This is a genomic window from Nostoc sp. (assembly GCF_036916985.1).
Taxonomy (GTDB): domain Bacteria; phylum Cyanobacteriota; class Cyanobacteriia; order Cyanobacteriales; family Nostocaceae; genus Nostoc.
Genome location: NZ_JBALFD010000086.1, coordinates 75731 through 102227, shown reverse-complemented (window position 1 = coordinate 102227; position 26497 = coordinate 75731). Strand labels below are relative to the sequence as shown.

The window sequence follows — 26497 nt, the reverse complement described above, 5'->3', positions numbered from 1 at the left end:
GAGGAGCAACGAAAAATTAAGCTTTTTGCTCCCCTCTCCGTGTCGGAGAGGGGCTGGGGGAGAGGTCAAATAAGACTTGTCGAACTCACGTTAAGGCAAGAGACGCGATGAATCGCCGTCTCTACAAGTGTTTTGAGCTTATCTGAACTGTATTGCTGTCTTATGAGTCGTTTTCGGTCGGTCAAAGCAAATGTCATTATTACCAATAACCACACCTTTACGGACGGACACCACTACTGCCATCAAGATTAAAATCTCTTAACCTTTCGTTACACTAAAGACATCGAGTCGGAAGAAAGCAAAACCTCTCGAAGCTGAAATCAAAGGTGAACGACATGAATGGCACAATTCGCGTTGGTAATCTCTTCGGAATTCCCTTCTATATCCATCCGTCATGGTTTTTAGTTTTGGGTTTGGTAACTTGGAGTTATAGCAGTGGACTGGCGGCGCAATTTCCCCAATTATCTGCGGGATTAGCTTTGTTACTAGGATTGATGACAGCGCTGATGTTATTTGCCTCTGTCGTCGCCCATGAATTAGGCCACAGTTTCGTTGCGATTGGTCAGGGAATTGATGTCAAATCCATCACGCTGTTTATATTTGGCGGTTTAGCAAGTTTAGAAAAAGAGTCGAAAACCCCAGGTGAAGCTTTTTGGGTTGCGATCGCCGGTCCAATGGTAAGTTTATTACTATGCGGTATCGTTACAGCCATTGGTGTTACTACTGCTGCATCAGGGCCGTTAGCTGCAATTCTTGGTGTTCTAGCTTCTGTTAACTTGGCATTAGCCCTGTTTAACCTGATTCCTGGCTTGCCCTTAGATGGCGGAAATATACTGAAAGCCATCGTTTGGAAAATTACAGGTAATCCTTATAAAGGTGTAACCTTTGCTAGCCGAGTCGGGCAAATCTTTGGTTGGGTAGCAATTCTTTCAGGCGTACTTCCCCTACTATTATTTGGCAACTCCGGTAACTTCTGGAACCTGTTAATAGGCTTCTTCTTGTTGCAAAATGCTGGTAATTCGGCTCAATTTGCCAGAGTGCAAGAAAAACTCACAGGTTTGACAGCCCAGGATGCTGTAACTCATGACAGCCCGATTGTATCTGCTAGTCTTACCCTGAGAGAGTTTGCTGATGAGCGAGTCATCAGTGGGCAAAACTGGCATCGGTTCTTAGTGACTGATGATGATGGACAATTAGTAGGTGCGATCGCAATCGATAATTTAAGAACCATCCCCACAGCACTATGGTCAGAAACTCAAGTCAAAGAAGTCATGCGACCAATTGCCGAGTCTACCACAGTCCAATCCGATCAACCTCTGCTGGAAGTTATGCAGTTACTCGAACAACAAAAACTATCTGTGCTTCCCGTAGTTCGTGAGAATGGTGTTCTAGTTGGAATCTTAGAAAAAGCTGCAATTATCCAGCTACTTCAAAGCCGAACCCAACCTAATCCTGCATAGTTGTCTCCAAAAACGGCAACCCTTTGTAGAGACGCGATTTATCGCGTCTCTACATTTTTATGCTCTTAGTATTTCTTCTCCAAGAATTTTTACGAGATATTAGATATATTCCCAGCAAAGATAAACCCGCTACTGCCGTAGGTTCGGGCACAGCTTTGATTTTTGCATAAACGGCTGTTGTAGTTGTGGCTCCTTCAAGAGCCTTAATACTTATCTGGGGAACGTCTGGATTAAAGCCAGTTAGCTCAAGGGTATAATTATTGCCTTCAAATGTGAAATTTTGATTACTCAAATTTGTGTCTATATATACAAAATCTGCACTATTTTCAGGATCGGTTGCGTCGTTAAGCGTATTTATTAGACCCAATTTAAAGTCAAAAACTTGGCTGATACCAACGGGAGGGCTGAAGGATACATTGAGATTTAAAGGTACAGATTCAACGCTTGTACCGCTGAATACCGTTCCGTTAAAGTAAGTTAAATCAGCTATTTTGAATACAGAGTTAATATCCGCAGAAAACGAAGTTCCATTAAAGGTTAGTCTATTTGGAAGTCCTGTCGGTAAATCAGGTTCACCCCAAGTAAATGTATTGCTTCCCACACCTGTATATAGGGGTTCAGTATTAGCGCTTCCTGGAGTAGGTTCTCCCCATGTAGCGCTAGAGATACCAGGAAAAGTTAGAGCATAAGCTTGAGCAGAGAAACCAAACCCTGTAGCAGAACTCACAACAAAACTAGATATAGCAGTAGCAAAAATAAAACTTAATTTCATAATTTTGGGTTTTAATTATCATTCTGGAGTTGATTTCAAGTAGACCTCAAATCTACCTTAGTAAATTTACGGAAAATACGCCAATGTCTTATTGTGTTTTTTATAAAATATTTATATAGATTTAAAAATATATTAATGAATAATTTATATTTGTGAAGTTAAGTTTATGGATTGCTAAAAGATTTCATGGCTTGGTCATTAGTAAAACAGGAGTTGCTTAGGCGTAGCCCGTCGTAGACATCGCTACTTTACTTGGTTTCCCAATCAATTGTCAAGTTGATATCAGGTTACTATTTTTTGACACCCTCTGTGATATTGGGGTGGATTTGATGTAAACTCCATATCCTTATCTTTGAGTCTTTCTGGCAATTTCAACTGTGTAATTAATTCTGTCTGTCTTGGTACTTAATCCTAAGCCACTTGCTTAAACTTCAGCCCTTTCAATTGACTCTCCTCTACTAAGTCCTTGAACTTTTGAGATACTAATATTCCGAATTTACATTCTGGGACTGCAAAAAAATGCTGTTCTTGAATTAACTCTTCTTTAAAAGCATGTTTTTTTATTCTCAAAACTCTACCAGTTTCTTCAAATCTAAACAAATCCGCCTTTGAATAATCAAGACAATCAATAATATTAATTACTTTTAAAATATTAAACTCACCTTTATCGCATTCTAAGGGCAGCAGTTTAACGCTATCACCAATTAAAGGCTCTAAAATTTTCCAAGCTCTATTATTACAAGCAAAAGTCCATCCAGTAACTCCAAGGAAATCACCTCGTTTAGTACTGAATGGTTTAATTCCCACAGGTAAAGGAATCCATTCACTCTTTTCTTCAATGTCTTGATACATGGCAAAATTAAGAAACCTTGATAAAATGCCATGTGCATACTCTTGATTCAGAGGATAGAAGCGATCATAATTATCGTAATCAGGAATAGGAATATAAATATTCATGTAAATCTATCTCCCTTAAGTTTTTGAAATATATTATGGGGAAGTTCCAGCCTTAAATTAACACTCTTTCATTTCTCTATCCAGAGAAGATAATTATCCTGGCTACAACAATACTTTCAGGCAAGATAAAGGATTTAAGCCACTTGCTTAAAATTCAGCCCTTCCAATTGATGCTGCTCTACTAAGTCCTTGAACTTTTGAGATACTAATATTCCGAATTTACATTCTGGGATGGCAAAAAAATGCTGATCTTGAATTAACTCTTCTTTAAAAGCATACTTTTCTATGCCCAAAACTCTACCAGTTTCTTCAAATATAAACAAATCCGCCTTTGAACGATCAAGGCAATCAATAATATTAATTACTTTTAAAATATTAAACTCATCTTCATCGCATTGCAATGGCAGCAGTTTAACGCTATCACCAATTAAAGGCTCTAAAATTTTCCAAGCCCTATTATTACAAGCAAAAGTCCATGCAACAACTCCAAGGAAATCACCTCGTTTAGTACCGAATGATTCAATTCCCACAGGTAAAGGAATCCATTCACTCTTTTCTTCAATGTCTTGATACATGGCAAAATTAAGAAACCTTGATAAAATGCCATGTGCATACTCTTGATCCAGATTATAAAAGCCATCATAATTATCGCTATCAGGAATAGGAATATAAATATTCATATAAATCTATCTCCATTAAGTTTTTGAAATATATTACGGGGAAGTTCCGGTCTTAATTTAACATTCTTTCATTTCTCTATCCAGAGAAGAGAATTATCCTGGCTACACAATACTTTCAGGCAAGATAAAGGATTATAGCCATATTCCAATTTCTATCTCTCCTACTACCTGCTGTATTTTATAACTTTGACAAAATCTCTGGCAACAACTGACTAGGAACTTTAGATAAAGCCAAATTTTGCCCCTGTATTCCTAATTCATTATGAAAAGCACGAATAGTTTTCACCACATAAGTGAAGGTTGTTTGATAAGCTTCGGATTGTTTACTGAATCCGTTTAAGGCTTGCAAATGGTTATCTAATGCTACTTCTAAGTGTTGAGAACGTGTTGTTTTGTCGCCTTTAAAAGACTCATCTATCACTAACTGATAATGGGCCAGTCCCAGGTTATTGTAAGAGGCAAGCAAATCAAAACTTAAAGAAGTATCGCTAAGTGAGTGAGCCAAAGCTATAGCTTCTTCGTAAGCGCTGATACATAGTTGCAGATAATTTTGCCGTGCCTCTTTAGTTGTCTGAGATAGGTTTGCTAGATGCCAGTAGGCAGTACCGAGATTATTTTGTGTAGCGGCGCAGGCGGTGGGGAAATTTGCTGGAGTGCGATACTTGAGAGCTTCGTTGTAGACATTTATCGCTAACTGGAGATTTTGGGCAGGTTGTTCGTATTGTGCCAGATTCCAGCGGGCAGTACCGATATTATTTTGAATCATGCCATACTTAAGCGGCTCCTCTTCGGGGTTGTAGTGTACAAGTGCTTCATTGTAAGCTGCGATCGCTTTCTTTAAATGTAAAATTGGTTGATTATATTGCCCTAGATGCCAGTAAGCAGTACCCAAATTATTTTGACAAGCCGCATACTTTAATGAATCCATATCGGCTGTACGGTAATTAAGTGCTTCACTGTAAGCTAAAACTGCTTGCTGCCAATTTTCAGATGGGTGAGAAAAACGAGCTAAATCACCATAAGCTGTCCCCAAATTATTTTGCACACGAGCGTAGGTTTCCAAATGTGTCTGGGGCGAAATCATCTTTAACGCCAACTGATAAAACTCTATAGCTTGCTCTATGTAAGTTTGTCCTTCCTCTGAATTGGGTGGTGTGCGGTATAGCATCCAGTAGAGTGTACCCAAGTCATTTAAGATATCTGGAAGTTGTGGTGAATTTTCGTCATAGCTAATTGCCTCTTGATAAGCAATAATTGCCACCATCAAGTTTTCTAGGGTTGACTCTCCTTGCTCAATGCGAAGGCGGTATAAAGTGCCCAGACGATGATAAGCTTCTGCCAGTATTTCTTCTGAAACATGATTTTCGTGTAATTCTTCAATTTCCAACAAAATCTGTTGTGGTTGTAAGGAGTTCTCGGTATTTTGAGCGATACTTGTATTGATTGTTGCTATTACTAGCTCCGTTAACTCACTGCTAATATAAGATAAAGACAACAGCGATTGATTATTAATTCCACTACCAGACCTATTCGTAGATTCCTGCGGTTGTGGCGTAGCCTTCAATAAATCCGCTGTTGATGATGAAACTTCCTGAGTTTTATCTACGCGATTCCCTTGTATCTCCACTGGGAAATCGGAATTATTCTCAAACTTGAACTCGGTGGCTGCGGTTCTAAGTTCTGCTTGGTTAACTGATTCATCTAGAATCGACTGCTCAATATTCCCTAAATCTAAGCTTCCAGAACGAGAAAAACGTTCTGGATAGCCCGAATTCTGATTTGCTGGTGTGGGTTCTCCAGCAAACACAAATACGCCAGTACGGCAACGCCAAAACTGTGGTGCTGATTGTTTGATAGCAGATAACCAAGGACGTGGTATCCACAGCAGCAAGTTAGATTCTAGGAATCGGCTGGATTCTTGTGTAGAGAAATATTGTTCACTTAAACGGAGATAGTGTAAAAATAATCGTTGTGTCGCTACTGGTTGCTTAGTGAGATGCTCCACGCCGACAATCTGAAATGCTGGTACTGGAAAAGGTCTTCCAGGGCTATCTTTTGATGCTCCAACCATTGGCGGTGGATAATTAGCCAACCATTGATTAATTTGGATTATGGGATTGGGATCGTTTAAATTCAAACGCAACGTCACTAATCGCGGATAAGCTGGAGTGCTATTTTCTTGAGCATTTGATGACTGATATAGCACCTGTCCAACAGGATAAGCCAATGTAGAATGCAAGCGGGCTGCTACCTGATTTCTTAAGTGTAAATTATCACATACAGCTAAAAAAAGCTGTCGTCGTAAGCCAAGACTTAGGGCAAGTTTTAGGCGGTGGTATACTTGCCGATTCCAAGTAGAATTATTGTTGTGTGCAGTATCATTCACGCTCATAGCGGCTAAAGAGCCAAAACACAGTATATATCACCTTTATAGGTGCATCCAAGTAGGATAAATTCATAATAAAAATGATTTTTCAACTAGTAGATGTTGTGCTGCTCAAAATATATTGAGCCTTGATGTCTAGTCGGAATAATAAAGTATAATTATATACTTTTATTCCTCGTCCAATTTTAACAAAAAATAAAAAAGCAGGCCCCTCTTAAAATCGGAACCTGAAAAACTATAAAGATGAAATTTTCTTAGAGTGTTTTACGATCAACTGCTTTTAGAAACAAAGAAGGCGACTATAATCAAGCCTACAACCAAAACTGTAGCGGCAATTCCTAGTAGGATATAAGTTCGCTTTTGCCCTTCTGTGGGAGGTTCTGCTTGATAAACCTTTGGTTCCCGAGCAAAATTATTCAGAAGGCCGCCTTCTTCATTGGTATAGGGCATGAATTAATTCCTTTCTCTTTATCGTTAATTTAATGTTACATAAATGCTAAATCTGCTCTTAAACTGCTAGATAAATCGTTACATTTGGGGATTGGGGACTGGGGATTGGGAATTGGGAATTGGGAATTGGGGATTAGGAATTTTGAGCTAGATGAATGAGTCTTTGAACTCCGTTAATTAAGTTTTTAAGGTGGATTAATGAGTTATAACTCTCCCCAGTTCCCAGTCCCTAACTAACTAGTAATCGTCCCTGTCAGAGGAGAACTAGGACTGGCGTAATCTTTAATGGGCATTCTGCCAGCAAGGTATGCTAGACGACCGGCAACTGTTGCTAAATTCATCGCACGAGCCATTGCTGCTGGGTTTGGAGAAAGAGCGATCGCACTATTAATCAACAAGGCATCTGCTCCCAATTCCATTGCCTGAGCGGCTTCTGAGGGTGAACCAATACCGGCATCTACCACCACTGGCACACCTGCATTTTCAATGATGATTTGGATATTGGCAGTTGTTTTTAGCCCTTGTCCAGAACCAATGGGCGATGCCAAAGGCATTACTGTCGCACAGCCTACTTCTTCTAAACGCTTGGCTAACATGGGGTCAGCGTTAATATAGGGCAATACTGCAAAGCCCTCTTTTACTAGTTGTTCTGCTGCTTGCAGCGTCCCGATTGGATCTGGGAGTAAATACTTAAGGTCAGGTATTACTTCTAACTTTACAAAATTATTATCTTCCTGTCCTAACAATTTCGCCATTTCTCGCCCTAAACGCGCTACCCGAATCGCCTCTTCAGCAGTTTGACAGCCTGCGGTATTGGGCAACATCCAGATTTTCGTCCAATCTAAAGCTTCTGCTAAACCTTCATGTCCAGGAGCCTTGGTTTGTACCCGTCGGACTGCAACGGTGACGATTTGGCAATCGCTGGCGGCGACGCTTTGCTGCATTTCCTCGATGCTGCGATACTTACCAGTTCCCGTCATCAAGCGGGATTGGAAGGTTTTGCCAGCAATAATCAGGGGAGAGTGGGGAGTAGGGAGTGGGGATATAGCAGAGTGATGCCCGTTGGAGAAATTGGCAGAGTGAGTCAGCATTGGGGTGGAGGTAGATGGCTTGGACTGGAAGCGCGAATAGTGAAAATTAGCAAGTAGAGGGTCAGACTTTTGTTCCAAGATGAAATCGGCAATCAATGTGGCAGTTACGGGCGCAAGTAGAATTCCGTTGCGGTAATGACCAGTAGAGAGGGTTAAATTTTGACAGTAGCTAGTGCCAAGGATGGGTAATTCATCGGGGGTAGCTGGACGAAATCCCCACCAGAATTCTTGAATGGGATAGTGCTTTAATTGGGGATAAAGCCGGATGGCAGCTTGTAGTAATTTTTGAATACCTTCTGGGGTGTTGTTGGGGATAAAGCCAACGTCTTCGCTGGTTGCGCCAATTACCAGGCGATCGCGTCTTGGTACGATGTAAATATTATCCCCAAACAAAACCCGCTTCAACGGCAATTCTGGCGAAACCTCTGGTATCTGGACACTCAGCATTTGTCCTTTTCTGGGTAGCACAGGTATTGGTAACAATTCATTTGACCAAGCACCTGAAGCTAAAACATAATGCGCGGCGTGAATCATTCCAGCATTGGTTTGTACACCAACCACTTGCCCTTGCTGCTGTAAAAATGCTTCTACTGTAATCCCGTCTTTGAGTTCAACACCAATAGACTCAGCCGCCGTCCGCAATACGTGAGCCAGAGCCTTATTATCAACTTGTGCGTCTTCAGGATACCACCAACCACCAACTACCTCTGCTCCCAATCCTGGTTGATATTGATGAATTGCCTCTTTGTTTAACCAATAAGCCGGGGAAGAGTGCAGAGGAGAGAAATTTTCCTCCTGCTCCCTGCCCCCTGCTCCCTGCTCCCTGCTCCCCTGCCCCCCTGCCTCTTCAAAGACAGGTGCGAGGATACCGCAGGGACGATAACCAGTACTTAAGCCGGTCAGTTCTTCTAATTTGCGCGTCCAGTCGGGATATAAGGCACGCGATCGCCAGCACAAGGAACGCATTGCCCCATTAGGGATGTTTTCCGCATCTGGTGCTAACATGCCGGCGGCGGCGTGGGTAGCGGCAGCCTGGAAGTCACGACAAAGCACGGTGACGTTTGCCCCGCGCAGTTTTAGTTCAATGGCGATCGCCAAACCAATAACGCCGCCACCAATAATTACAGTCTCACTAGTCATTAGTCATTAGTCATTGGTCATTAGTCATTTGTCATTTGTCATTAGTACATAACTCATAACTCATAACTTATAACTTATAACTCGTAACTAAAGACGGATCGAGATTTACCACAAGGCGCGAATTGGTTCGCTGTTTTGATTTGTATCGCTGGATGGGGTGTTTGTGTCGGAATTATTTGTACTACCATCAGTTGTACTGTCAGCCGGTGAGGTTGAGTCAGTGGAAGGATTCTGGGCAACACTACTCCTGTTATCAGGTCTTGGGGCTACAATGCTGCGCCTGTTTTCGTTTGTTTCAGTTTTTTCATTTCCTTCAGTTGCAGTTTCATCATTCTTGCTGCCTGCACTGCTATTAACATTGATATTAGCTGGGAGAACTTGAGATTTTTTTTCACTGGGAGCGTTAGCGGTTTGTACCCCCATCGGAAAGTTGATGCCTAGTAACGTACCAAGCAGAATGGCTAAACCTCCAGCCATCAAAATTAAGGGTGTCCATCTACCCATCTTGTCTTACTCCTTTTTAACCTTTTGGTGTCCACACTATTCGAGAACCTTGTCCCCAAAATCCATCAAACTTTGTCACTTTCACATCGCCTAAAACCTGAGTTTGACAGGCTAAACGTAAGTCTGTTGTAGGAGAATGGGGAGGAAGCGAACGCCGCGCTCGATCGCGCCAATTCGCTGCTGATACTTTGCCCTCTACCTTAACCGTACAGGTACCACAACTGCCAATGCCCCGACAGTTTATTACCCTAGCACTGCCATTGTAGAGTTCAATACTATTTTGCAGCAAAATCTCTCGGAGATTGCTTCCTTGCTCACAATCAATTGTTTTACCTTCAGCTAGTACTTTAGGCATTTTTAAACTGCCAAAATGGCTTTTTGTTGTATATTGACACATTGCCTCGAAAGTTGTCTCGTCGGTCCCAGTTTTATGACCACAAATTCATCACCTCAACTTTGGCTCTATGACACTACATTACGGGATGGCACTCAGCGCGAGGGGCTATCAGTATCGATAGAAGATAAGTTACGTATTGCCCGTAGACTCGATCAACTGGGAATTCCCTTTATTGAAGGCGGTTGGCCTGGTGCCAATCCCAAGGATGTACAATTTTTCTGGCAACTCCAAGAAGATCCGCTCAAACAAGCTGAAATTGTGGCTTTTTGTTCGACTCGACGCCCCAACTCCACTGCCGCAACCGAACCAATGCTACAGGATATTTTGGCTGCGGGAACTCGCTGGGTAACGATTTTTGGCAAGTCTTGGGATTTACACGTGACAACAGGACTCAAGACGACATTAGAAGAAAATTTGGCGATGATTCGCGACACCATTGAGTACCTCCGTTCTCAAGGTCGTCGGATTATCTACGATGCTGAACATTGGTTTGATGGCTATAAGCACAATCGAGATTATGCTTTACAGACATTAGAGGTGGCGATCGCAGCTGGTGCTGAATGGCTAGTCCTCTGTGATACCAATGGCGGCACTTTACCCCACGAAATTAGCCAAATTGTTCAAGATGTTGTCAGGGTGACTGGGGAACTGGGGACTGGGGACTGGGGACTAGGGACTAGGAAAGACTCTTCCCAATCCCCAATCCCTAATCCCCATTACCCCTTATCCCCAGAGGAGACCCCACCTTCCCCAATCCCTCAAATTGGAATTCACACTCATAACGACTCGGAAATGGCGGTTGCTAATGCAATAGCCGCCGTGATGGCCGGGGCAAAGATGGTACAGGGCACAATTAATGGTTATGGTGAACGTTGCGGCAATGCTAACCTCTGTTCATTAATTCCCAATTTACAATTGAAGGCGGGTTACAGTTGTATCACAGAAGACCAGCTCACACAACTTACAGAAGCTAGTCGTTTTGTGAGTGAGGTTGTCAACCTTGCGCCAGATGAACATGCCCCTTTTGTCGGACGTTCGGCTTTTGCCCACAAGGGCGGTATTCATGTATCAGCCGTGGAACGTAATCCCCTAACTTACGAACACATTCAGCCGGAACAAGTCGGGAATCGTCGCCGCATTGTGATTTCTGAACAGTCTGGACTGAGCAATGTTTTAGCCAAAGCCCGCAGTTTTGGCATTGAATTGGATCAACAAAAGGCAGAGGCGAGAGAAATTCTTCAGCGCCTCAAAGATTTGGAGAGTGAAGGATTTCAATTTGAGGCAGCAGAAGCCAGTTTTGTACTGTTGATGCACGAAGCTTTAGGAGATCGCCAGAAGTTTTTTGAAGTCAAAGGTTTTCAAGTCCACTGCGACTTAATTGAGGGGAAAGAAACTAGCAATGCCCTAGCTACAGTTAAAGTCGCTGTTGAGGGGAAAAATATTCTGGAGGCGGCGGAAGGTAACGGCCCTGTCGCAGCTTTGGATGCAGCTTTACGCAAGGCTTTGGTGAATTTTTATCCCCAAATCGCAACCTTTGATTTGACAGATTACAAAGTGCGGATTCTCGATGGGCATACGGGTACTGCGGCCAAAACTCGTGTGTTAGTAGAGTCAGGTAATGGTCGTCAACGCTGGACGACGGTAGGGGTTTCTAACAATATTTTGGCAGCTTCCTATCAAGCGGTGGTGGAGGGTTTGGAATACGGTTTGTTGTTACATTCCCAAGCATTAGCAGCTTTAAAAGCTTCTAGTTGACAAAAGGGATATGTATAGCGGTTATCGAATGGAAGCAATACACAATAGGGCACAGCATTGCTCATTGGTGTCAACTTAAGCTGAAACTCCTTTAAAACCTCGTTTCCAGCCAGAGTCGGGAAATGCTGCTTGCTCCTGGCGGCTCTGCCGCTAGTAAGGGAGGCGGAGCCTCAACGACGAGCATTCCCAGTCGGAGACTGGGAACGAGATTTAAAACGCTGATATGGTTAATCTAGTGGCTTCTGTACCATGAACACAAAAATAACAATCTCATACTGATAACTATTGTTGCTTATATACCTAAAATACGTAGGCGCAGCCCGCCGCAGGCATCGCTAATATTTAGGTGCAAACAGAGAAATCTCATACTGCGACCAAAACTTCATCATAATAAAAGGTTTTAGGAGAACTTTTCCCATGATTGGGCAACTAATTGGCTCAACCAGCGACGCTGTTGCTGATCCAGCAGTGGATCATCTGCTAGCAACTGAGCGGTTAATTCTTCCAAAGATTGACCCTGAGCGCGGACAACTTTAATTACTCCAGCGATCGCAGCAGCAACGAGTTCTTCATCAATCGGCTGTTGTCGTAGAGCAAAAATTTCCTGGGGACTGTCTGGAATGGGATAATTCATGGCGTGGGTTTACAGAAATACAAAATGAACAATAAATTCAACAAATTCTTAAAATTTCTTCACTGAATCTTTACCAAACTAATAGGGCGGAGTTTACCTTACTTTGTGCCTGGAGAAAATCTGTCTTAGTGAGTAGATTGATCGGAGATGTCAGGAAACGATGAGAGAAATCCTTTATTTAGAAATTCCAACTCCAGATATGGCAACTGTGCGTAGCTGGCTACAAACAGATTTTGAACCTGGAAATGGGGAAAAATTGCTTACCTCGGAAGGCTTTCGCCTCAAAATACCTAGTGCTACTACACCTGCTGGCACGGCTCTTTCCAAAAACTTGCCTGCGGAACTTTCGGTATTTGTCTGGTCAGTGCAACGAACTACCTATCTGAAAGTGTTTCGTTGGGCAGAACAACCCTTTCCCGCAGAGGGACAAATTCTGCGACACCTAACCAAAGAAATCAGAAGCCGTTTTCCGCATCATTACCCAGAACCACCAGCGATTGATTTATCCCAGCAATCGATTTTTGCCGCACTAGCCTCTGCTTACCCCCTCACCGTCAAGTATTTTCAGAAAATGCCCAACGGTGAATATGACCTAATACGTGCCTATTGGTGGGAACAACGATGGCGCGAAGGGGTACGGAATCCGCAGCAGCCGCGTCAGGTTGTGTTTTCTGCTAAAGGAGACTGGGGACTAGGGACTGGGGACAGGGAAAAAGATAATCCCAATACCCAATCGCCAGTCCCCAATCCCCAGTACGACATCATTTATATCGGCGGCGCATTAGGTGCGATTCATGCAGCACTGATGGCAAAACTGGGATATAAAGTCTTGCTGGTGGAACGAATGCCCTTTGGGAAGATGAACCGAGAATGGAATATTTCGCGCGATGAGATTCAAAGCTTGGTTAACCTGGGTTTAGTCACCCCCGCTGAGTTAGAAACCATCATTGCCAGGGAATACAAAGATGGATTCAATAAGTTTTTTGATGCTAATAATCCAGTCAAACTGCGATCGCCCGTCCTCCACACACCCACAGTCCTAAATTTAGGCTTGGATTCTGAAAAATGGCTCCAAATGTGTGGGCAAAAGCTGCAAGCCGCAGGTGGCGAAATCTGGGATGAAACAGAATTTATCCGTGCAGATATTGATATATCACAAGTCATTTTGAAAGTCAAGCACTTACCCAGTCAGATTGAAAAACAAGTAAGTGGACGACTGCTAATCGATGCAATGGGAACTGCATCACCCATCGCTTGGCAATTAAATGGTGGTCGTGCTTTTGATAGTGTCTGTCCAACAGTGGGAGCAGCAATTGAGAGCGGATTTGAGCCAGGAGTATGGGATTCCCAATATGGAGACGTTCTTTACAGTCATGGGGATATTTCGCGGGGAAGGCAGTTAATTTGGGAATTGTTTCCTGGGGCAGGTGATGAACTGACGATTTATTTGTTTCATTACCACCAAGTCAATGCCGAAAATCCTGGTTCCTTGCTAGAGATGTACGAGGACTTTTTCACGATTTTGCCAGAGTATCGCAGGTGCGATATGGACAAATTGGTGTGGAAGAAACCAACATTTGGGTATATACCGGGGCATTTTAGTATCGGAAGCAGCGATCGCACAGTTGCCTTCGATCGATTGATGGCGATCGGTGATGCGGCATCACTCCAGTCTCCCCTGGTGTTTACTGGTTTTGGTTCCCTAGTTCGTAACTTAGAGCGTTTAACAACACTGTTGGATACTGCTCTCAAACATGACTTGTTAAGTTTCCGACACTTGAACCAAATTCGCGCTTACCAAAGCAACGTTTCTGTGACTTGGCTATTTTCCAAAGGCATGATGGTACCCACAGGGAAATTTTTACCCCCGCAACGAATTAACGCCATGCTCAACACCTTTTTTGGACTGTTAACAGACGAACCACTAGAGGTGGCAGATAATTTCATCAAAGATAAGTGTGATTGGTTAACCTTTAACCGCCTAGCACTGAAAGCCGCCAGGAAAAATCCTGCCTTGCTTTTATGGATTTGGGAACTTGCTGGCCCTAGAGATTTAGTGCGATGGCTTGGTAGTTATTTCAACTTTGGTCGTCATGCCCTAGTTAGCGCTTTGCTGAGTCCGTGGTTTGAGCGCTTCTTGAATCGGGTAGGTTTTTGGCTAGAACCCCGGAATCCAGGCTTGTGGCTGTGGCTATTGGCGATTAATTATGCGATCGCCACAGGCAAACCGCGATCGCGCAGTCAAGTCGCAAAAACCAACCCAGAAGCCATAATTCCGAAGTCAGAAGCAAGAATTAGTCATTAGTCATTAGTCACTAATCACTTGATTACTCCCAACTCTTGTACAGACGCGATTAATCGCGTCTCTCTTAACTCTTGGAGCGAAAATTTGGTAGTTCCACAGATGCCAATGACTTACGCCCCTTAGGTGGACGCTGGGGATAAACCACTGGTGAAGGTGAATTGGCATCATTGGTGTTATCACCTGATGAATCTAGAGACAAATCAGTTGTTGACAATTCCAAATTCGTCAATTGTGAAACTTCTGACCAGTAGTCTTCAGCTTCTCCAACAGGCGTTTCGGTGTGAGTTGGAGTAGAGGGAACCAGTAAGCTGTTAGTTGGTGAAAGCACAGAATCCGTCGTCCAAGAAGTGGAGGTAGTTGCAGGAGAATTAATTTCTGCTTCTACCTGCTCCTTCTGTGGATTTTCTAGTTCCTCATCGTCTTCTAAGATTGTTGCTAAAGTCTCCCAAATAGGCGCATCACCTACATCCGTTTTCGCAGCAGGTGGTGGTGATGCAGATGCAGGCTGGGAGGTGAAAAACATTTGAATTAGACTATCTAATTGCTGATCTAAATTTGATGAACCCGAAGATGAAACAGCTTCCGCCGTATTTGGGGAATCATTAACTTCTGGAGATGGCTCTGGTTGTGTCGGTGTTGGCGTATCTTTCTTAACTGTCCAGTTCCAAGGAGATGAGGGCGTCGGTGGGGCTTCATTTCTTTGGAATGGGATTGGTGCTGAAGGTTCGCCCCAAGAATTATCTAGATCGTTACTCAAGGATTCTGCTTCTGCTGACCAAGGTGTAATTGGCTGTGCGTTAGGAAACAAAGACCGAGCTTTTCTGGAGAATCTTCCTTGGCTACTAGTTATGTCTTTAGGATGTTTTGCTGCATCCTCTAGGGAGTCATAGCTAGGAACCGATGTATCTAGACATTTTTCCAAAGCTGCTTTAAATTGCAGCGTTTGGCGTTGTTGTCGCATCAGTCTAGTACGTAATTCCCGACAAACATTTTCTGACTGCAATAGCTGCTCAGACTGTTCGTTGTTGCTAGTATGTAGCAACGTACATTCTCGCTCTAACTGGGCAAGGCGTTGCTGGCTAATTTGCAGTTGTGCTTTATAAGTATCAGTGAAAATTTCCTGGCGTTGAATAGTTTGTACAGCGATTTCTAATTGTTGAAATAGAGATTTTATCTGTTCTTGAGCGGCAGCGAGTTCTTGAGTATGTTGGTTGAGCATCGACTCACTAACGCTAGAACGCGTTTTCTGCCACTGCAAAACCTTTTCTGACTCAGCTAGGTTATCTTTTAGCTGCTCCACTTGTTCATACAAGTTATTGTTAGCCGCACGTAATTCTTCGTTCAATGCCAGCAGGTTTTGAAACTCCGAGTCAATAAGTGCTTGTTTACCGCTTTCCGGCTCTGCAACCCAGTCGTGCTGGGTGGTATCTTGTGAAAATTGTGTATCTTCAGCTGGCATAAGGAGTGGCAGCTTTTTAACTGCCATATTGTCATTAGGCACAACTGAGTAAAAGGGACAACTCGCCTGTTCTGATTGTGGCGAATTAGCAGAATTTAGGGATTCCATCACAGCCCCCTTATTTGAGGTGTCAGCTTCATTCATCACTCTTGACTCACCTGCTTAAAAATATTCAGCAGTGCTGGCATTAGCATTGCTTATCAACTCTGTCTAATCAGGGTTTGCTCTAGAAGCTAAGTTTAACTCTCTCCAAGCACCAGCAATTAATTATCAATTGGTGTTCCCCATTTTGTATTTAGACTGATGCCGTTATAACACTATGATGCTCTTTCCCGTCAAGGATAGATAGAAGGGGAACTTCGGCGATCTTTGAGGATAGGCAAGAGAGAGGAGAAACCCGATAGTTAGAGTACTCCAAGTAAAAAAATGCCCAGTTGTTATTGCTTCGCTTCGCTCTCTACGAGACGCTACGCGAACGCAATGACGGGTTTTGGATCATTTATTTTGTTTTGTGGAGTTCTCTTAAGAACTAAATTGTATTGGCTGATGAAGTTTATCTATGTGAAAAAACTGCCTAAACATATACTTTATTATTTAAAACCGCATCTGTCTTCAGAAATAAATAATAAGTATGTTTTTAAATACATTTACATGCTGGCTTATTTATTACTTAGAATATATCTCAGTACAAGTATCTTCTATTCAATGATGATTCTGTAATAATACGCTTGGGTTAAGGGCTACTGGCAACAATTTTAGGTTTTCGAGACGCGATAAATCGCAGGCTCCATAAGTGTTTTGTTGCTCATTCTGAACTGTATTGGATTCTGTAAGGGACTTCCAAATAAATACAAAAATACTCAACTACTTCTTATGGGGTGGGCGTCTCGCCCGCCCGCAATACTGCTCAAGAACAGCTTGTCTCAACCAATAAATTCCAAGACCTACGCAAGACCTACGCAGTATTGCGCCCGCCCGTATCCAAAGGCGACTTAAGCTAAAAGCCTCTTCAAATCTCGTTTTCAGCCTCCGGCTGGAAAATCGCTATTTAATGAATGTAAACAAACAACTAAGAGCTTCTGCCAAAACTGCAATGTTAGGAAATTCTGATGACCACGAATAAATACTTATAAAGAGTTATTGAAGAAGTAATAATATGCCTAAGTGTATTAATGAAACTTTTTTAAAGAGTAATCTCAATTTGGTAGGGGCTTTTATCTGGGTAAACGCAGTTCTAGTAAGCAATTATCGGCTTAGTTCATGAGAGGTTCTTCTCTCAACTTGCCTTCAATGCGTCAAGTTTGTTTAATGACTACAAGAAAATTATTTAAAGTATACTTAACTACTTACTCATATTATTTACATTGTAATTTTATTAACAGTAAAAATTTTATAATTAAGTATTAATATGGATACACTTTTTAATCATTTTGTTAAAGAATAATTTATGTAACCGAGTTTTCCACTAGTAATAAAGTAGTTATAAAGACTATGATTACTGCCACTAAGATAATTTTGGCGTGAAATAAAGCGTTATGGCAGTTAGGCTTATCCAAAAAATTCAATTTTAAAATAGGGGTGCTAAAGATGACCGATATACTTGCAATGGGTGTAAATATCAAGCAAGAAGCTGCCAAACTATCGCTGTTGTCAGAAAATTTTGACAGTTTTTGGGATAAAGAAATCAGACCGTTATTTACAGATGAGTCTCTATCTTTCAAGGTTAAAACTCTCAATGGAAACGATGTCAAGTACGTAAACTTGGATAATGGAGCTACAACCACTCCCTTTGCAAACGTCAAGCAGCATATCGATGAAATGCTGGACACTTATGGCAGCGTGCATAGAGGTTCTGGGCAAAAGTCCATCATAACTACACGAGAATATGACGCTAGCCGAAACATCATTCGAGACTTTGTGGGGTCATCTTCAGACAACTATGTAATCTTTGCGAAGAATACAACAGAAGCAATTAATGGAGCCGCCACACTTTGGGCAAAAAAACCGGGGAAAATCTTAGTTTCTGATATTGAGCATTCATCCAACCTATTGCCTTGGGTGACTAGAGACGAAGTTGTGCAGTATAGAACTCAGCCGGATGGAAGTGTAAGTCTTGCAGAAATTGAAGATATCTTCCAAGTACACCAAAATCTCCCCGAAGCCGAGCGAATTAAGTTAGTAACTATTACAGGTGCTTCAACAATTACAGGTTATAGACCTCCGATTTACGAGATTGCGGCTTTAGCACATCGGTATGGCGCGAAGATATTTGCTGACGTGTGTCAGTTAATTCAGCATGAACGAGTAGATATGCGTGCTGATGATGATCCATGTCATTTAGATTTTGTGGCTTTCTCTGGACACAAGATGTATGCCCCTTATGGAACCGGGGTTTTGCTAGGGCCAAAGGAATTTTTTGATAGCTCCTACCCTTATCAAATTGGCGGTGGAAACCTGCCTTATATCACCAGAAATCTAGAGATCAAGCGTTTTTATACAGAACGGGCCCACGATCCTGGAACACCAAACGCAATGGGTGCGATCGCTATTGCCAAAGCGATTGAAATTATCGAAGCAGTAGGACGCGATCGCATTGCTCAGTATGAACACTCTTTAGTTGAATTCACATATACACGGCTGAGGATGATTACGGGTGTCAAAATGCATATTCCCGGAGATAATTTAGCCCATGTTATTCCCTTCGATATTGATGGGTTTGACGGACGCTTAGTAGCAGAGATTCTGGCACAAGAATACGGCATTGGCGTTCGGGCTGGGGCTTTCTGCACGTATGAATACATTCGCAAACTCAAGAATGTTTCAGACGAACAAGACTCCGAAATTGCTCAGGAAGTAGACAGAGGAATTACGCGCAATATTCCTAGTATTATCCGAGCCAGCTTTGCTGTATATAATACATTAGAAGACTGCGATCGCTTTATAAATGCGATCGCTCAAATAGCTAAAAACGGATTTACTCACTATTTACCCAACTACACACAAGATGAAATAACTGGTGTTTGGACAGCGATAAATAGCTAGTTTTTTGGGCATTGAAAAGAGGCAGAGGGGCAGGGTGCGGAGGGCGGAGGGGAAAATTTTTCTTCCTGCTCCCCTACTCCTTCATCAAGCCTTATTCTGTGTATCTTAAATTACGAATTACGAATTAAAAAGCAATACAGTTCAAATAAATCCAAAACCCTCATGTAGAGACGCGATTTATCGCGTCTTGAAAGACCAATAATCTTTAACCCAAGCGTATTGAATTAAAAGGGGGTATATAGCTTGAGCGATGAAAACCTCTTTGATCAGGAGGATTATCTACAGACACGGGTTGAACAGTGCATTTGGCAAAAAAGTACAGATGCGGGTATTTCGCGCCAGCGCTTTCTGAAAATACTAGCTACTATGGTTGGCGCAACAGCCATTGGGGGATTAGCTAAACCTTCGTCTGCTCACAGTCAGGCAGCTGTTAAAACTAAAGGCAGCAAAATACTTAAGCCTTTACCACCAGGGTATATCTCTCATAGCAAAGGCACATTAGAGATGAACTGGGAAGCGATGTATGGGCGTGGTTATTTAGTACCAAACGATTGGTTCTATGTTCACAACCGCAGTACACCTCCTCTTTTTGACCCGTCTATATGGCGTTTGCAAATTCATGGAACTGGTGTTTCTGCATCTTGCGAGTTTACTTACGATGAAATCATCGCCATGCCATCCATCTCAGTCACTTGTGCAATTGAGTGTGCTGCTAATGGTCGGCGCTTCTTTGAAGAAGCTTATAACATACCACTTCCTGGAACACGGTGGAGGCTTGGGGCGATTGGTGTGGCTGAGTGGACTGGTGTACCACTTGGTATGTTATTAGAGCGGGCTGGATTGAAATCCACAGCAAAAGATGTACTCGTTGAGGGTGCAGATGTAGATTCGCTGGACTCAAAAGAGACAAATAAATCCAAGTTCAGCAGTGTAGTTCCAATTAGCAAAGCACTAGCAGATAATTCGCTCGTTGTCTATGCAATGAATGGAGAACCATTACCTCCAGATCACGGACAGCCGTGCCGTGTCTTATTCCCTGGTTGGGGAGGAAACGCCAACGTTAAATGGATTGAGCGGATTGAAGTTTCTGAAACATCGATATATACCCAGTGGGTGACAGAACAGATGGTGCTAGTTGGTGCAGACTACCCAGCGATCGCACCATATAAAGGTAAGCTGATTACCTATCAAAATGTTAAAAGCGCTTTTGAGTTGGCTTGGCCAGCTACGCTTTCGGCTAAAACCCACTTACTACGTGGACGTTCTTGGTCTGGGAAAGGAAAGATTGCACATGTAGAAGTCAGCCTAGATGGCGGCAAAACTTGGCAATTTGCACGACTGAGAGAACCCAATTTTCCATTTGCATGGGTACGCTGGGACATTGAATGGAACCCACTTCCTGGGGAATATTTTCTCCAGGCTCGTGCTACAGACAATTTAGGTAATACACAACCGATTACAGTTCCGTGGAATGATTCTGGATTGCTCTACGGAGGCGTTGTTAATCATCCGGTGACAGTACGGGGATGAGGGAGAAATCAATTCAAAATGACGCTCTCTACGTTCGCGCAGCGTGTCGCAGACAGACGCTAAAAGCGTAGTTTGCTTCTCTGTAAGGGTACGCGGACTCGCTACCGCTACGCTATCCTGTCTCCTCTTTCCCAATGCCCAATGCCCATTCAGCACTATCAGTTGTCTAGAAAAATAATTATTTATGATTGATTTTAGTTGGTTGATTTTAGTGAGTGGGGGTTTAATATCGGGAGTCATCGCTGGACTTTTAGGAATAGGTGGCGGTATTATCACGATTCCTCTTTTAGTCACACTAGGTTATACTCCCGTTCAGGCGATCGCTACTAGTAGCCTTGCTATTGTGATTACTTCAATTTCTGGGAGTTTGCAAAATTGGTGGATGGGCTACTTTGACTTTAAACAAGTAATCTATTTAGGAATTCCAGCTTTTCTAACTACTGGAATAGGTGTATATTTCGCCAATAAAATTCCATCCTATATAATACTTTTTACATTTGGTATCATACTACTCACTAATATCTATCTAATTGAGCTTCGCAAGCAACTAGCCTTTAAGGAAATAGAGAATACAACCCCAGTATTTAACCCATTAGTTTCTAAAATTGGCACTGGGGGAGCAGCAGGAATTTTAGCAGGTTTATTTGGCTTAGGTGGCGGTACGATTATGGTGCCGTTGCAAATGTTGTTATTGGGAGAAGAAATTAAAGTAGCAATTCAAACTAGTTTAGGTGTGATTGTCATCACTGGTTTAGCTGCCTGCACTGGACACACATTAGAGGGAAATATTCTGTTTGCTCAAGGTATAGTTTTGGGATGTGGCGGTCTTTTAGGTGTTCAGATGAGTACTCGCACATTGCCAAAATTACCAGATTATACTGTGAGTTTAGTGCTGCGTATTTTTCTAGGAATATTATCAATTTATATTTTTTGGGAAGCTTGGACAAATTATCAACAAATAATTACTAATTTGTAATTCCGATGTTTTTCAAAGAGGCGAAATATGAGTATTTTTAAAGTTGAAATTGTCAAAATCAACAGCATTAATCCTCATCCCAATGCTGATAGGCTAGATATTGCCTCTATTGAAGACATGGGGTATCAAGTAATTATAGTCAAAGGTAACTTGCACCCTGGAGATTTAGCTTTTTATTTTCCTATTGATAGTGTTATTCCAGAAAACTTTTTAGATAAATTTGGTATTCGTAACTACTACTCGAAAAAACTACGTGCTGCCAAACTTCGCGGAATTTTTTCTGAGGGTTTGCTTATTCCCGTTGGTAATAACTTTATGGGAAATGTTGGAGATGACTACACGGAGTATTTTGGTGTAACAAAGTACGAATATCCAATTCCTCAAGGGATGAGTGGGGAAGCAGAAAATGTTATTGCACATTACAAATTCCCCAGTCCAGAAAACCTAAAACGTTACAAAAACATACTCATGGAAGGTGAAGAAGTTGTTGTAACAGAGAAGTTGCACGGAACTAACTTCACTGTCTTAGTTGATGCTGATGGCACAGCTAAAATTGGCAGCCATAATTACTTCTGGAAAAACAGCGAAGTCAACAAAAGATTAGTTTATATTCGTGCTTACAACGAAAACGAAGCTTTCCAGAAACTTCCACGAGGAACTCAGATTTTTGGGGAAATTTACGGCGTACAAGATATCAAATATGGCTTGAATAATGGGAATATTGGAATTGCTATATTTGCTGTGCGTCGCGGCAGTTATTTTCTCAATTACAGCGATTTTGTGGCTTTTTGCGAGGAATTTGCTTTGCCGAGAGTACCTGTGCTTTATATCGGTGCTTACACTTGGGAAGCGGTGTCTCAGTTCAATAATGCCAATAGTGTAGTCAGTCCCGACTGCATCATGGAAGGCGTTATTGTGCAACCAGTCATTGAGAAAACGCATCCAGAAATAGGTAGAGTAGTCTTGAAGTTGATTAGCGATCGCTATCTGCTCCGTAAGGATGGAACTGAACTTCATTAGGTTCAACTCGAATTTTGGTGGCGACACCTTACAGCACTTGCGGCAGCTATGAGGTACATCCTCAAAACTAAAAGCTATGTTAGGAGGGGGCAAGGATAAAAACTGTATTGCATAATAGCGGGAAGCGCTGTAACTAACCTTCCGAAATCGACTTACGAATTATTCTCTCAAGGTAGCCATCGGGGATGAAACCCGGCTAAGGGGAGTTGTTCTGGTTTAATTTCAACAGTTGTAGCATCAGCGATGGGCAATAGAGGCATTAACCACAGGCTACTGGTAGCGATCGTATCTCCATCATCAGTTTTTAAAGTGTTTGGGGGTAATGATGCTGTGGTGTTTGTCTGTGGTACTACTTGGTCAAATAATAAGCCCAAACCGTCGGATGATAAACTCATTTGCACATTCCGTTGAGCGGGAGGTAGTACTAACAGTGGTTTCTGTTGTCCGGTTTTCAGATCAATTGCCACCACATAAGGCTGTTCTATGTATTGTTCCTTAGATACTAGCTGTGTCAGCAAGCAATAGAGGGTAGGTGAGGCGATGTCAAATTGGCAACTGACAATTGAGCCTGTTGTTTTTACTAGTTGTTTCTGCACACCCTGGTTTGTCACTAAAAACAAATCTCGCGTGTAATCTGTATTAAATCTTACCATTGCTGCTTGAGAGCCATCTTTAGAGAAAGCCTGTACCAAACCAAACTGGGGCAGAAAATCTAAAGGTTTACTTGCATCACCTTGCAGTGGTAAAATCGCTGCTCCCTGTCCTTGGGCAACTGCAACGGCTTTACTATCTGGCGTGATCATAAAGTCTCCCCCTGGTTGGCTTTTGAGGCGTTTTGGGACGGGTTTTTCTGCGGAAGTGTCACTGGTTGCTGGCATAAACCAGAGTCCAAAGTCGCCGGGATTATTTTTGTTTCCCCGTTGGATGACAATAGTTTGCCCATCAGGTGATAAGTCAAATTTCAGATTTTGATAATCTTTACCATCTAAAATTAGGTCAACTTTGCCTTCTGGTTCTGCTTTTTGTCCAGATTTAGCAGAAACGCCGGTTGTCACTGTATATATTTGGGCTGAAAGCAAGTCTTGATTGTTTGCGGCGCGAGCAGAAAATAAAATTTTCTCTCCATCAGGAAATGATTCAAAGTCTATTACTACCAAGTCTTTAGGGGTAAGTACCCTTTTTTGTTCTTGGGTCAAGTTGTAAAGAACTAACCGCCCTTTTTCTTCTTTATCAGTGCCGATATAAAGGATGACGCGATCGCGTGTACGAAAGCTACCTGTAAAGGGCTGTATCAGCCGATTGTTGCCCTCTTGCTGGGCAAACTTATCTTTAGCACCCTGTAACTGCACTTTATAATTCGTGCCATAAGGTGCTGGTGTTACGAGTGTATAAACCATCCGCCGCCCAGCCCAACTGAATTTACCTGCCAGGGGTGGCTCAATTTTCAAATTATCCTCGACGCTTTTTATTTCCATTGGGCGGCTGAAGGTGAGGGTGAAGGAGTTATCTTCTGCCCCAATTTGTTGATTTTGCCAGGTAAAATCCCGGACACGAGCAGTTACCACATCACCTTGTAAGATGATTAACCCAATCAGCACACTCAGCAGCAGCATTAGTGCGATCGCGATCCGATCTAGCGGTTGAATAAATGTTTTAGATTTAGTCATTTGTTATGGGGCATTGGGTATTGGGTATTGGGCATTGGGCATGGGGCTAATGACTAATGACCAATGACTAATGACTAATAACTATAAGGATTCTGGGGTTGAGGAATCTTTTTGAGGGAGGTGGCGGCGATGGTAAGTTGGCGTTTACCTGCCAAATTTTCTGTTACCATTTGTCCTTCGACTTCCAGCCAGGTATCAGCGGCATAAGCCTCTTGATTATTTTGTAGTTTGACGGGTAATCCCACAGGGTAAGCATCTGCTGCACAGCAAGTTAAGACAAATCTTGCTAAGAACAAATATTCTTTTCCTATATCCGGCGGATGGATGACAAATCCCTGTACTTTGACTTTTTGTCCTGTATATGTGTCTGGTTCTGGATAGACATTGACAGTACGCACCCAGTCTACAAGCGATCGCTCCTCTGGGCGAACGGTAGCGCGAAAGGCTTGAGGTTTGACACGTGTGCTTCCCAATAAATCAGTCGTTACACCCCTTTGGAGTGCTTTGTCACTAGCAAAAACCTGCGGTGTGATAATAAATCCTAGAATCGCCGTAGTTAATAACAAAGAACTGCCCCAACCAGGGGGAAATAAACTAATATGCGGGGCGTTTGGTGTCACATCACGGCGACGACGTTGCCAAAGTTCCTGCATTTTGAAGAAACCAATAATAATCAAGCTGATACCAGTCACGACCACGAACCAAATGTAATTTGGGTGAATCAACAGATTCAGCTTGTTAGTTAACCAATATCTCAACATCAAAGTGCCCCAAGCTGTAATTGCTATAGCATCCAGCCAAGGGAGTAACAGATTTGGGATTTTAGATTTGGGATTTTTGTTAGTCATTAGTCATTAGTCATTGGTTATTAGTCATTGGTCATTAGCAAAGGGCAAATGACTAATAATTTTTTAAAAGACGTGCAAGTTCAGGAAAAGGGTGAACACAAATGTTAATTGTGCTGCTAAAGCAAATAAGTAAAAGACCGTTTTGGGTTTAAAAATGGATAACATCAAACCAATACCTTTGATGTCAATCATTGGCCCAAATACTAGAAATGCCAACAATGAACCACTGCTAAAGGTTGAGGCAAAAGATAGGGCGAAGAAAGAATCAACTGTAGAACAAATTGACACCACTACTGCTAATATCAGCATGACCACAATTGAGGTAATGGGACCAGCACCCAAACTGAGAATTAATTCACGGGGAGCGAGGACTTGAATTGCAGCCGCGATCGCACTTCCTACAACCATAACTCCGCCTAATTCTCGGAATTCTTGGATGCTATTATCCACCACTAGACGCAGTTTTGCTGCTAACGGTTTATTGGTCGTAGACGCTGAGGTAGGCGGTACTAAATTAGCATCTATCCGCAGTGGTATACCTGCTTTTCCTCCTAAGATATAAGTCCCAGATTGCAAGAGATTTGGTACTGTTGCTTCCTCTTGTGCTTGGTAACGCTTCCCACGGCGCTTGGTTTCAGGCGGTGCGGGTGGGTTAAACTTCATATAACGAGCGATCGCAGGCTGAATCATCGGATTTAAGTCCTTTTGAAAACTGAAAACATACCCGATAATTGTGGCAATTGCTAGAGAAAATACGACTCGTAAGACTACTATTTCTGGCTGATCTCGAAATGCTGTCCAAGTTGACCAAATTACAATTGGGTTAATTGTTGGTGCTGCTAGCAAAAAACCAATTGCCACTGGTGTGGGTACTCCCTGAATCAGGAACCGCCGCGCTACCGGTACATTCCCGCACTCACACACCGGAAATAAAAAGCCGATCATGCTGCCAACTAAAGCACCCAGCAGCGGATTTGTGGGCATTTTTTCTACTAGTTTGCGCTCATCAACAAAAAATAGCAGCAAACTGGAGAATAAAACCCCAAGAAGCAAAAAAGGCATCGCCTCGACTAGCAGACTCAGAAATAGCGTAAAACCATTGTTCAATTGATTCATGGGCGTCGCAGTCAAAAGCGGTTTTTAGTTTTAGGGTTCTGCCTAGTCATTCTATCGAAATGGGGATCAAAAGCAGTTCGGGAAAATTAAACATTATTTAAGTAGCAAGTTATCCAATGTTTGAAATTGCGCTTCAGCGCTACAAACCTTTGCTTCAGCCAAGATAGTGATTTTTACCTGAGTGCATTTACTGACGATGACCATTTCTAAGATTGTCTAAGTTGAGAATTTGTTCCGTTATAGAGGGCAAGTAGCTGCATAGATGATTTGAAATTCCCTATGTTTATACTTACAGTAATTTTCTGGAT

20 protein-coding genes are annotated in these 26497 nt (G+C 42.4%); 7 read left to right on the top strand and 13 right to left on the bottom strand.

Features of this window, described 5'->3' with window-relative positions; translation table 11 throughout:
• Positions 1 to 335 precede the first annotated feature (335 nt).
• Complete coding sequence (locus tag V7L07_RS28460; RefSeq protein ID WP_335062461.1) at positions 336 to 1460, top strand: site-2 protease family protein; 1125 nt, start codon at positions 336 to 338, stop codon at positions 1458 to 1460.
• A gap of 49 nt (positions 1461 to 1509) precedes the next feature.
• Here V7L07_RS28460 and V7L07_RS28455 read toward each other — a convergent pair whose 3' ends face one another.
• The 8 genes from V7L07_RS28455 to V7L07_RS28420 form a co-directional block, all read right to left on the bottom strand.
• Positions 1510 to 2232: a choice-of-anchor K domain-containing protein gene (locus V7L07_RS28455; protein WP_335062459.1), complete on the bottom strand. Its 723-nt coding sequence runs from the start codon at positions 2230 to 2232 to the stop codon at positions 1510 to 1512.
• Between the two features lie 411 nt (positions 2233 to 2643).
• Complete coding sequence (locus tag V7L07_RS28450; protein ID WP_335062457.1) at positions 2644 to 3189, bottom strand: imm11 family protein; 546 nt, start codon at positions 3187 to 3189, stop codon at positions 2644 to 2646.
• 134 nt (positions 3190 to 3323) lie between these two features.
• Positions 3324 to 3869, bottom strand: coding sequence for an imm11 family protein (locus tag V7L07_RS28445; RefSeq protein WP_335062456.1), 546 nt, complete (start codon positions 3867 to 3869; stop codon positions 3324 to 3326).
• A 178-nt stretch (positions 3870 to 4047) separates the two neighbouring features.
• Positions 4048 to 6261 (bottom strand): tetratricopeptide repeat protein, encoded by a 2214-nt coding sequence (locus tag V7L07_RS28440; RefSeq protein WP_335062454.1) that lies wholly within the window; start codon positions 6259 to 6261, stop codon positions 4048 to 4050.
• Between the two features lie 264 nt (positions 6262 to 6525).
• Positions 6526 to 6705, bottom strand: coding sequence for a photosystem II assembly protein Psb34 (gene psb34, locus V7L07_RS28435; protein ID WP_335062452.1), 180 nt, complete (start codon positions 6703 to 6705; stop codon positions 6526 to 6528).
• A 233-nt stretch (positions 6706 to 6938) separates the two neighbouring features.
• A complete protein-coding gene (thiO, locus tag V7L07_RS28430) occupies positions 6939 to 8936 on the bottom strand; it encodes a glycine oxidase ThiO (protein ID WP_335062450.1) in 1998 nt (665 codons plus the stop codon).
• Positions 8937 to 9041: 105 nt separating this feature from the next.
• On the bottom strand, positions 9042 to 9440 hold the full coding sequence (locus tag V7L07_RS28425) for a hypothetical protein (RefSeq protein ID WP_334695704.1): 399 nt from the start codon (positions 9438 to 9440) through the stop codon (positions 9042 to 9044).
• A 16-nt stretch (positions 9441 to 9456) separates the two neighbouring features.
• On the bottom strand, positions 9457 to 9795 hold the full coding sequence (locus tag V7L07_RS28420) for a 2Fe-2S iron-sulfur cluster-binding protein (protein WP_335062449.1): 339 nt from the start codon (positions 9793 to 9795) through the stop codon (positions 9457 to 9459).
• Positions 9796 to 9870: 75 nt separating this feature from the next.
• Here V7L07_RS28420 and cimA point away from each other — a divergent pair, with 75 nt between their 5' ends.
• Positions 9871 to 11592, top strand: a complete 1722-nt coding sequence (cimA, locus tag V7L07_RS28415; RefSeq protein WP_335062448.1) for a citramalate synthase — start codon at positions 9871 to 9873, stop codon at positions 11590 to 11592.
• Between the two features lie 400 nt (positions 11593 to 11992).
• Here cimA and V7L07_RS28410 read toward each other — a convergent pair whose 3' ends face one another.
• A complete protein-coding gene (locus V7L07_RS28410) occupies positions 11993 to 12226 on the bottom strand; it encodes a hypothetical protein (protein WP_179065172.1) in 234 nt (77 codons plus the stop codon).
• 160 nt (positions 12227 to 12386) lie between these two features.
• Between V7L07_RS28410 and V7L07_RS28405 the strand changes: the two genes are divergently transcribed.
• Positions 12387 to 14531: an NAD(P)/FAD-dependent oxidoreductase gene (locus V7L07_RS28405; RefSeq protein WP_335062446.1), complete on the top strand. Its 2145-nt coding sequence runs from the start codon at positions 12387 to 12389 to the stop codon at positions 14529 to 14531.
• A gap of 64 nt (positions 14532 to 14595) precedes the next feature.
• On the opposite strand, the gene V7L07_RS28400 is transcribed toward V7L07_RS28405, so the two are convergent.
• Positions 14596 to 16134, bottom strand: coding sequence for a hypothetical protein (locus tag V7L07_RS28400; RefSeq protein WP_335062445.1), 1539 nt, complete (start codon positions 16132 to 16134; stop codon positions 14596 to 14598).
• A gap of 1443 nt (positions 16135 to 17577) precedes the next feature.
• Between V7L07_RS28400 and V7L07_RS28395 the strand changes: the two genes are divergently transcribed.
• From V7L07_RS28395 to V7L07_RS28380, 4 genes are all read left to right on the top strand, one after another.
• A complete protein-coding gene (locus V7L07_RS28395) occupies positions 17578 to 19032 on the top strand; it encodes an aminotransferase class V-fold PLP-dependent enzyme (protein ID WP_335062444.1) in 1455 nt (484 codons plus the stop codon).
• Positions 19033 to 19275: 243 nt separating this feature from the next.
• Positions 19276 to 20562: a sulfite oxidase gene (locus V7L07_RS28390; protein WP_335062442.1), complete on the top strand. Its 1287-nt coding sequence runs from the start codon at positions 19276 to 19278 to the stop codon at positions 20560 to 20562.
• Between the two features lie 184 nt (positions 20563 to 20746).
• On the top strand, positions 20747 to 21538 hold the full coding sequence (locus tag V7L07_RS28385) for a sulfite exporter TauE/SafE family protein (protein WP_335062440.1): 792 nt from the start codon (positions 20747 to 20749) through the stop codon (positions 21536 to 21538).
• 27 nt (positions 21539 to 21565) lie between these two features.
• On the top strand, positions 21566 to 22558 hold the full coding sequence (locus V7L07_RS28380; RefSeq protein ID WP_335062438.1) for an RNA ligase (ATP): 993 nt from the start codon (positions 21566 to 21568) through the stop codon (positions 22556 to 22558).
• A 167-nt stretch (positions 22559 to 22725) separates the two neighbouring features.
• Here the strand turns inward: V7L07_RS28380 and V7L07_RS28375 are convergent, their stop codons facing one another.
• The 3 genes from V7L07_RS28375 to V7L07_RS28365 all read right to left on the bottom strand — a co-directional run bounded on the left by V7L07_RS28375 (position 22726) and on the right by V7L07_RS28365 (position 26189).
• On the bottom strand, positions 22726 to 24225 hold the full coding sequence (locus tag V7L07_RS28375; RefSeq protein WP_335062436.1) for an Ig-like domain-containing protein: 1500 nt from the start codon (positions 24223 to 24225) through the stop codon (positions 22726 to 22728).
• A gap of 74 nt (positions 24226 to 24299) precedes the next feature.
• Positions 24300 to 25073: a TIGR03943 family putative permease subunit gene (locus V7L07_RS28370; RefSeq protein ID WP_335062434.1), complete on the bottom strand. Its 774-nt coding sequence runs from the start codon at positions 25071 to 25073 to the stop codon at positions 24300 to 24302.
• Positions 25074 to 25136: 63 nt separating this feature from the next.
• The gene (locus V7L07_RS28365) at positions 25137 to 26189 is read right to left on the bottom strand and encodes a permease (protein ID WP_335062432.1); all 1053 of its coding nucleotides are present in this window, start codon (positions 26187 to 26189) and stop codon (positions 25137 to 25139) included.
• Positions 26190 to 26497 lie beyond the last annotated feature (308 nt).

What these genes read in the sequence shown, in the direction of transcription:
- V7L07_RS28400 (WP_335062445.1), bottom strand. Translation starts at nt 16,134, where the DNA reads ATGAATGAAGCTGACACCTCAAATAAGGGGGCTGTGATGGAATCCCTA.
- V7L07_RS28425 (WP_334695704.1), bottom strand. Translation starts at nt 9,440, where the DNA reads ATGGGTAGATGGACACCCTTAATTTTGATGGCTGGAGGTTTAGCCATT.
- V7L07_RS28410 (WP_179065172.1), bottom strand. Translation starts at nt 12,226, where the DNA reads ATGAATTATCCCATTCCAGACAGTCCCCAGGAAATTTTTGCTCTACGA.
- V7L07_RS28460 (WP_335062461.1), top strand. Translation starts at nt 336, where the DNA reads ATGAATGGCACAATTCGCGTTGGTAATCTCTTCGGAATTCCCTTCTAT.
- V7L07_RS28440 (WP_335062454.1), bottom strand. Translation starts at nt 6,261, where the DNA reads ATGAGCGTGAATGATACTGCACACAACAATAATTCTACTTGGAATCGG.
- V7L07_RS28450 (WP_335062457.1), bottom strand. Translation starts at nt 3,189, where the DNA reads ATGAATATTTATATTCCTATTCCTGATTACGATAATTATGATCGCTTC.
- V7L07_RS28375 (WP_335062436.1), bottom strand. Translation starts at nt 24,225, where the DNA reads ATGACTAAATCTAAAACATTTATTCAACCGCTAGATCGGATCGCGATC.
- V7L07_RS28380 (WP_335062438.1), top strand. Translation starts at nt 21,566, where the DNA reads ATGAGTATTTTTAAAGTTGAAATTGTCAAAATCAACAGCATTAATCCT.
- V7L07_RS28455 (WP_335062459.1), bottom strand. Translation starts at nt 2,232, where the DNA reads ATGAAATTAAGTTTTATTTTTGCTACTGCTATATCTAGTTTTGTTGTG.
- V7L07_RS28370 (WP_335062434.1), bottom strand. Translation starts at nt 25,073, where the DNA reads ATGACTAACAAAAATCCCAAATCTAAAATCCCAAATCTGTTACTCCCT.
- V7L07_RS28395 (WP_335062444.1), top strand. Translation starts at nt 17,578, where the DNA reads ATGACCGATATACTTGCAATGGGTGTAAATATCAAGCAAGAAGCTGCC.
- psb34 (WP_335062452.1), bottom strand. Translation starts at nt 6,705, where the DNA reads ATGCCCTATACCAATGAAGAAGGCGGCCTTCTGAATAATTTTGCTCGG.
- V7L07_RS28445 (WP_335062456.1), bottom strand. Translation starts at nt 3,869, where the DNA reads ATGAATATTTATATTCCTATTCCTGATAGCGATAATTATGATGGCTTT.
- V7L07_RS28385 (WP_335062440.1), top strand. Translation starts at nt 20,747, where the DNA reads ATGATTGATTTTAGTTGGTTGATTTTAGTGAGTGGGGGTTTAATATCG.
- thiO (WP_335062450.1), bottom strand. Translation starts at nt 8,936, where the DNA reads ATGACTAGTGAGACTGTAATTATTGGTGGCGGCGTTATTGGTTTGGCG.
- V7L07_RS28420 (WP_335062449.1), bottom strand. Translation starts at nt 9,795, where the DNA reads ATGCCTAAAGTACTAGCTGAAGGTAAAACAATTGATTGTGAGCAAGGA.
- cimA (WP_335062448.1), top strand. Translation starts at nt 9,871, where the DNA reads ATGACCACAAATTCATCACCTCAACTTTGGCTCTATGACACTACATTA.
- V7L07_RS28405 (WP_335062446.1), top strand. Translation starts at nt 12,387, where the DNA reads ATGAGAGAAATCCTTTATTTAGAAATTCCAACTCCAGATATGGCAACT.
- V7L07_RS28365 (WP_335062432.1), bottom strand. Translation starts at nt 26,189, where the DNA reads ATGAATCAATTGAACAATGGTTTTACGCTATTTCTGAGTCTGCTAGTC.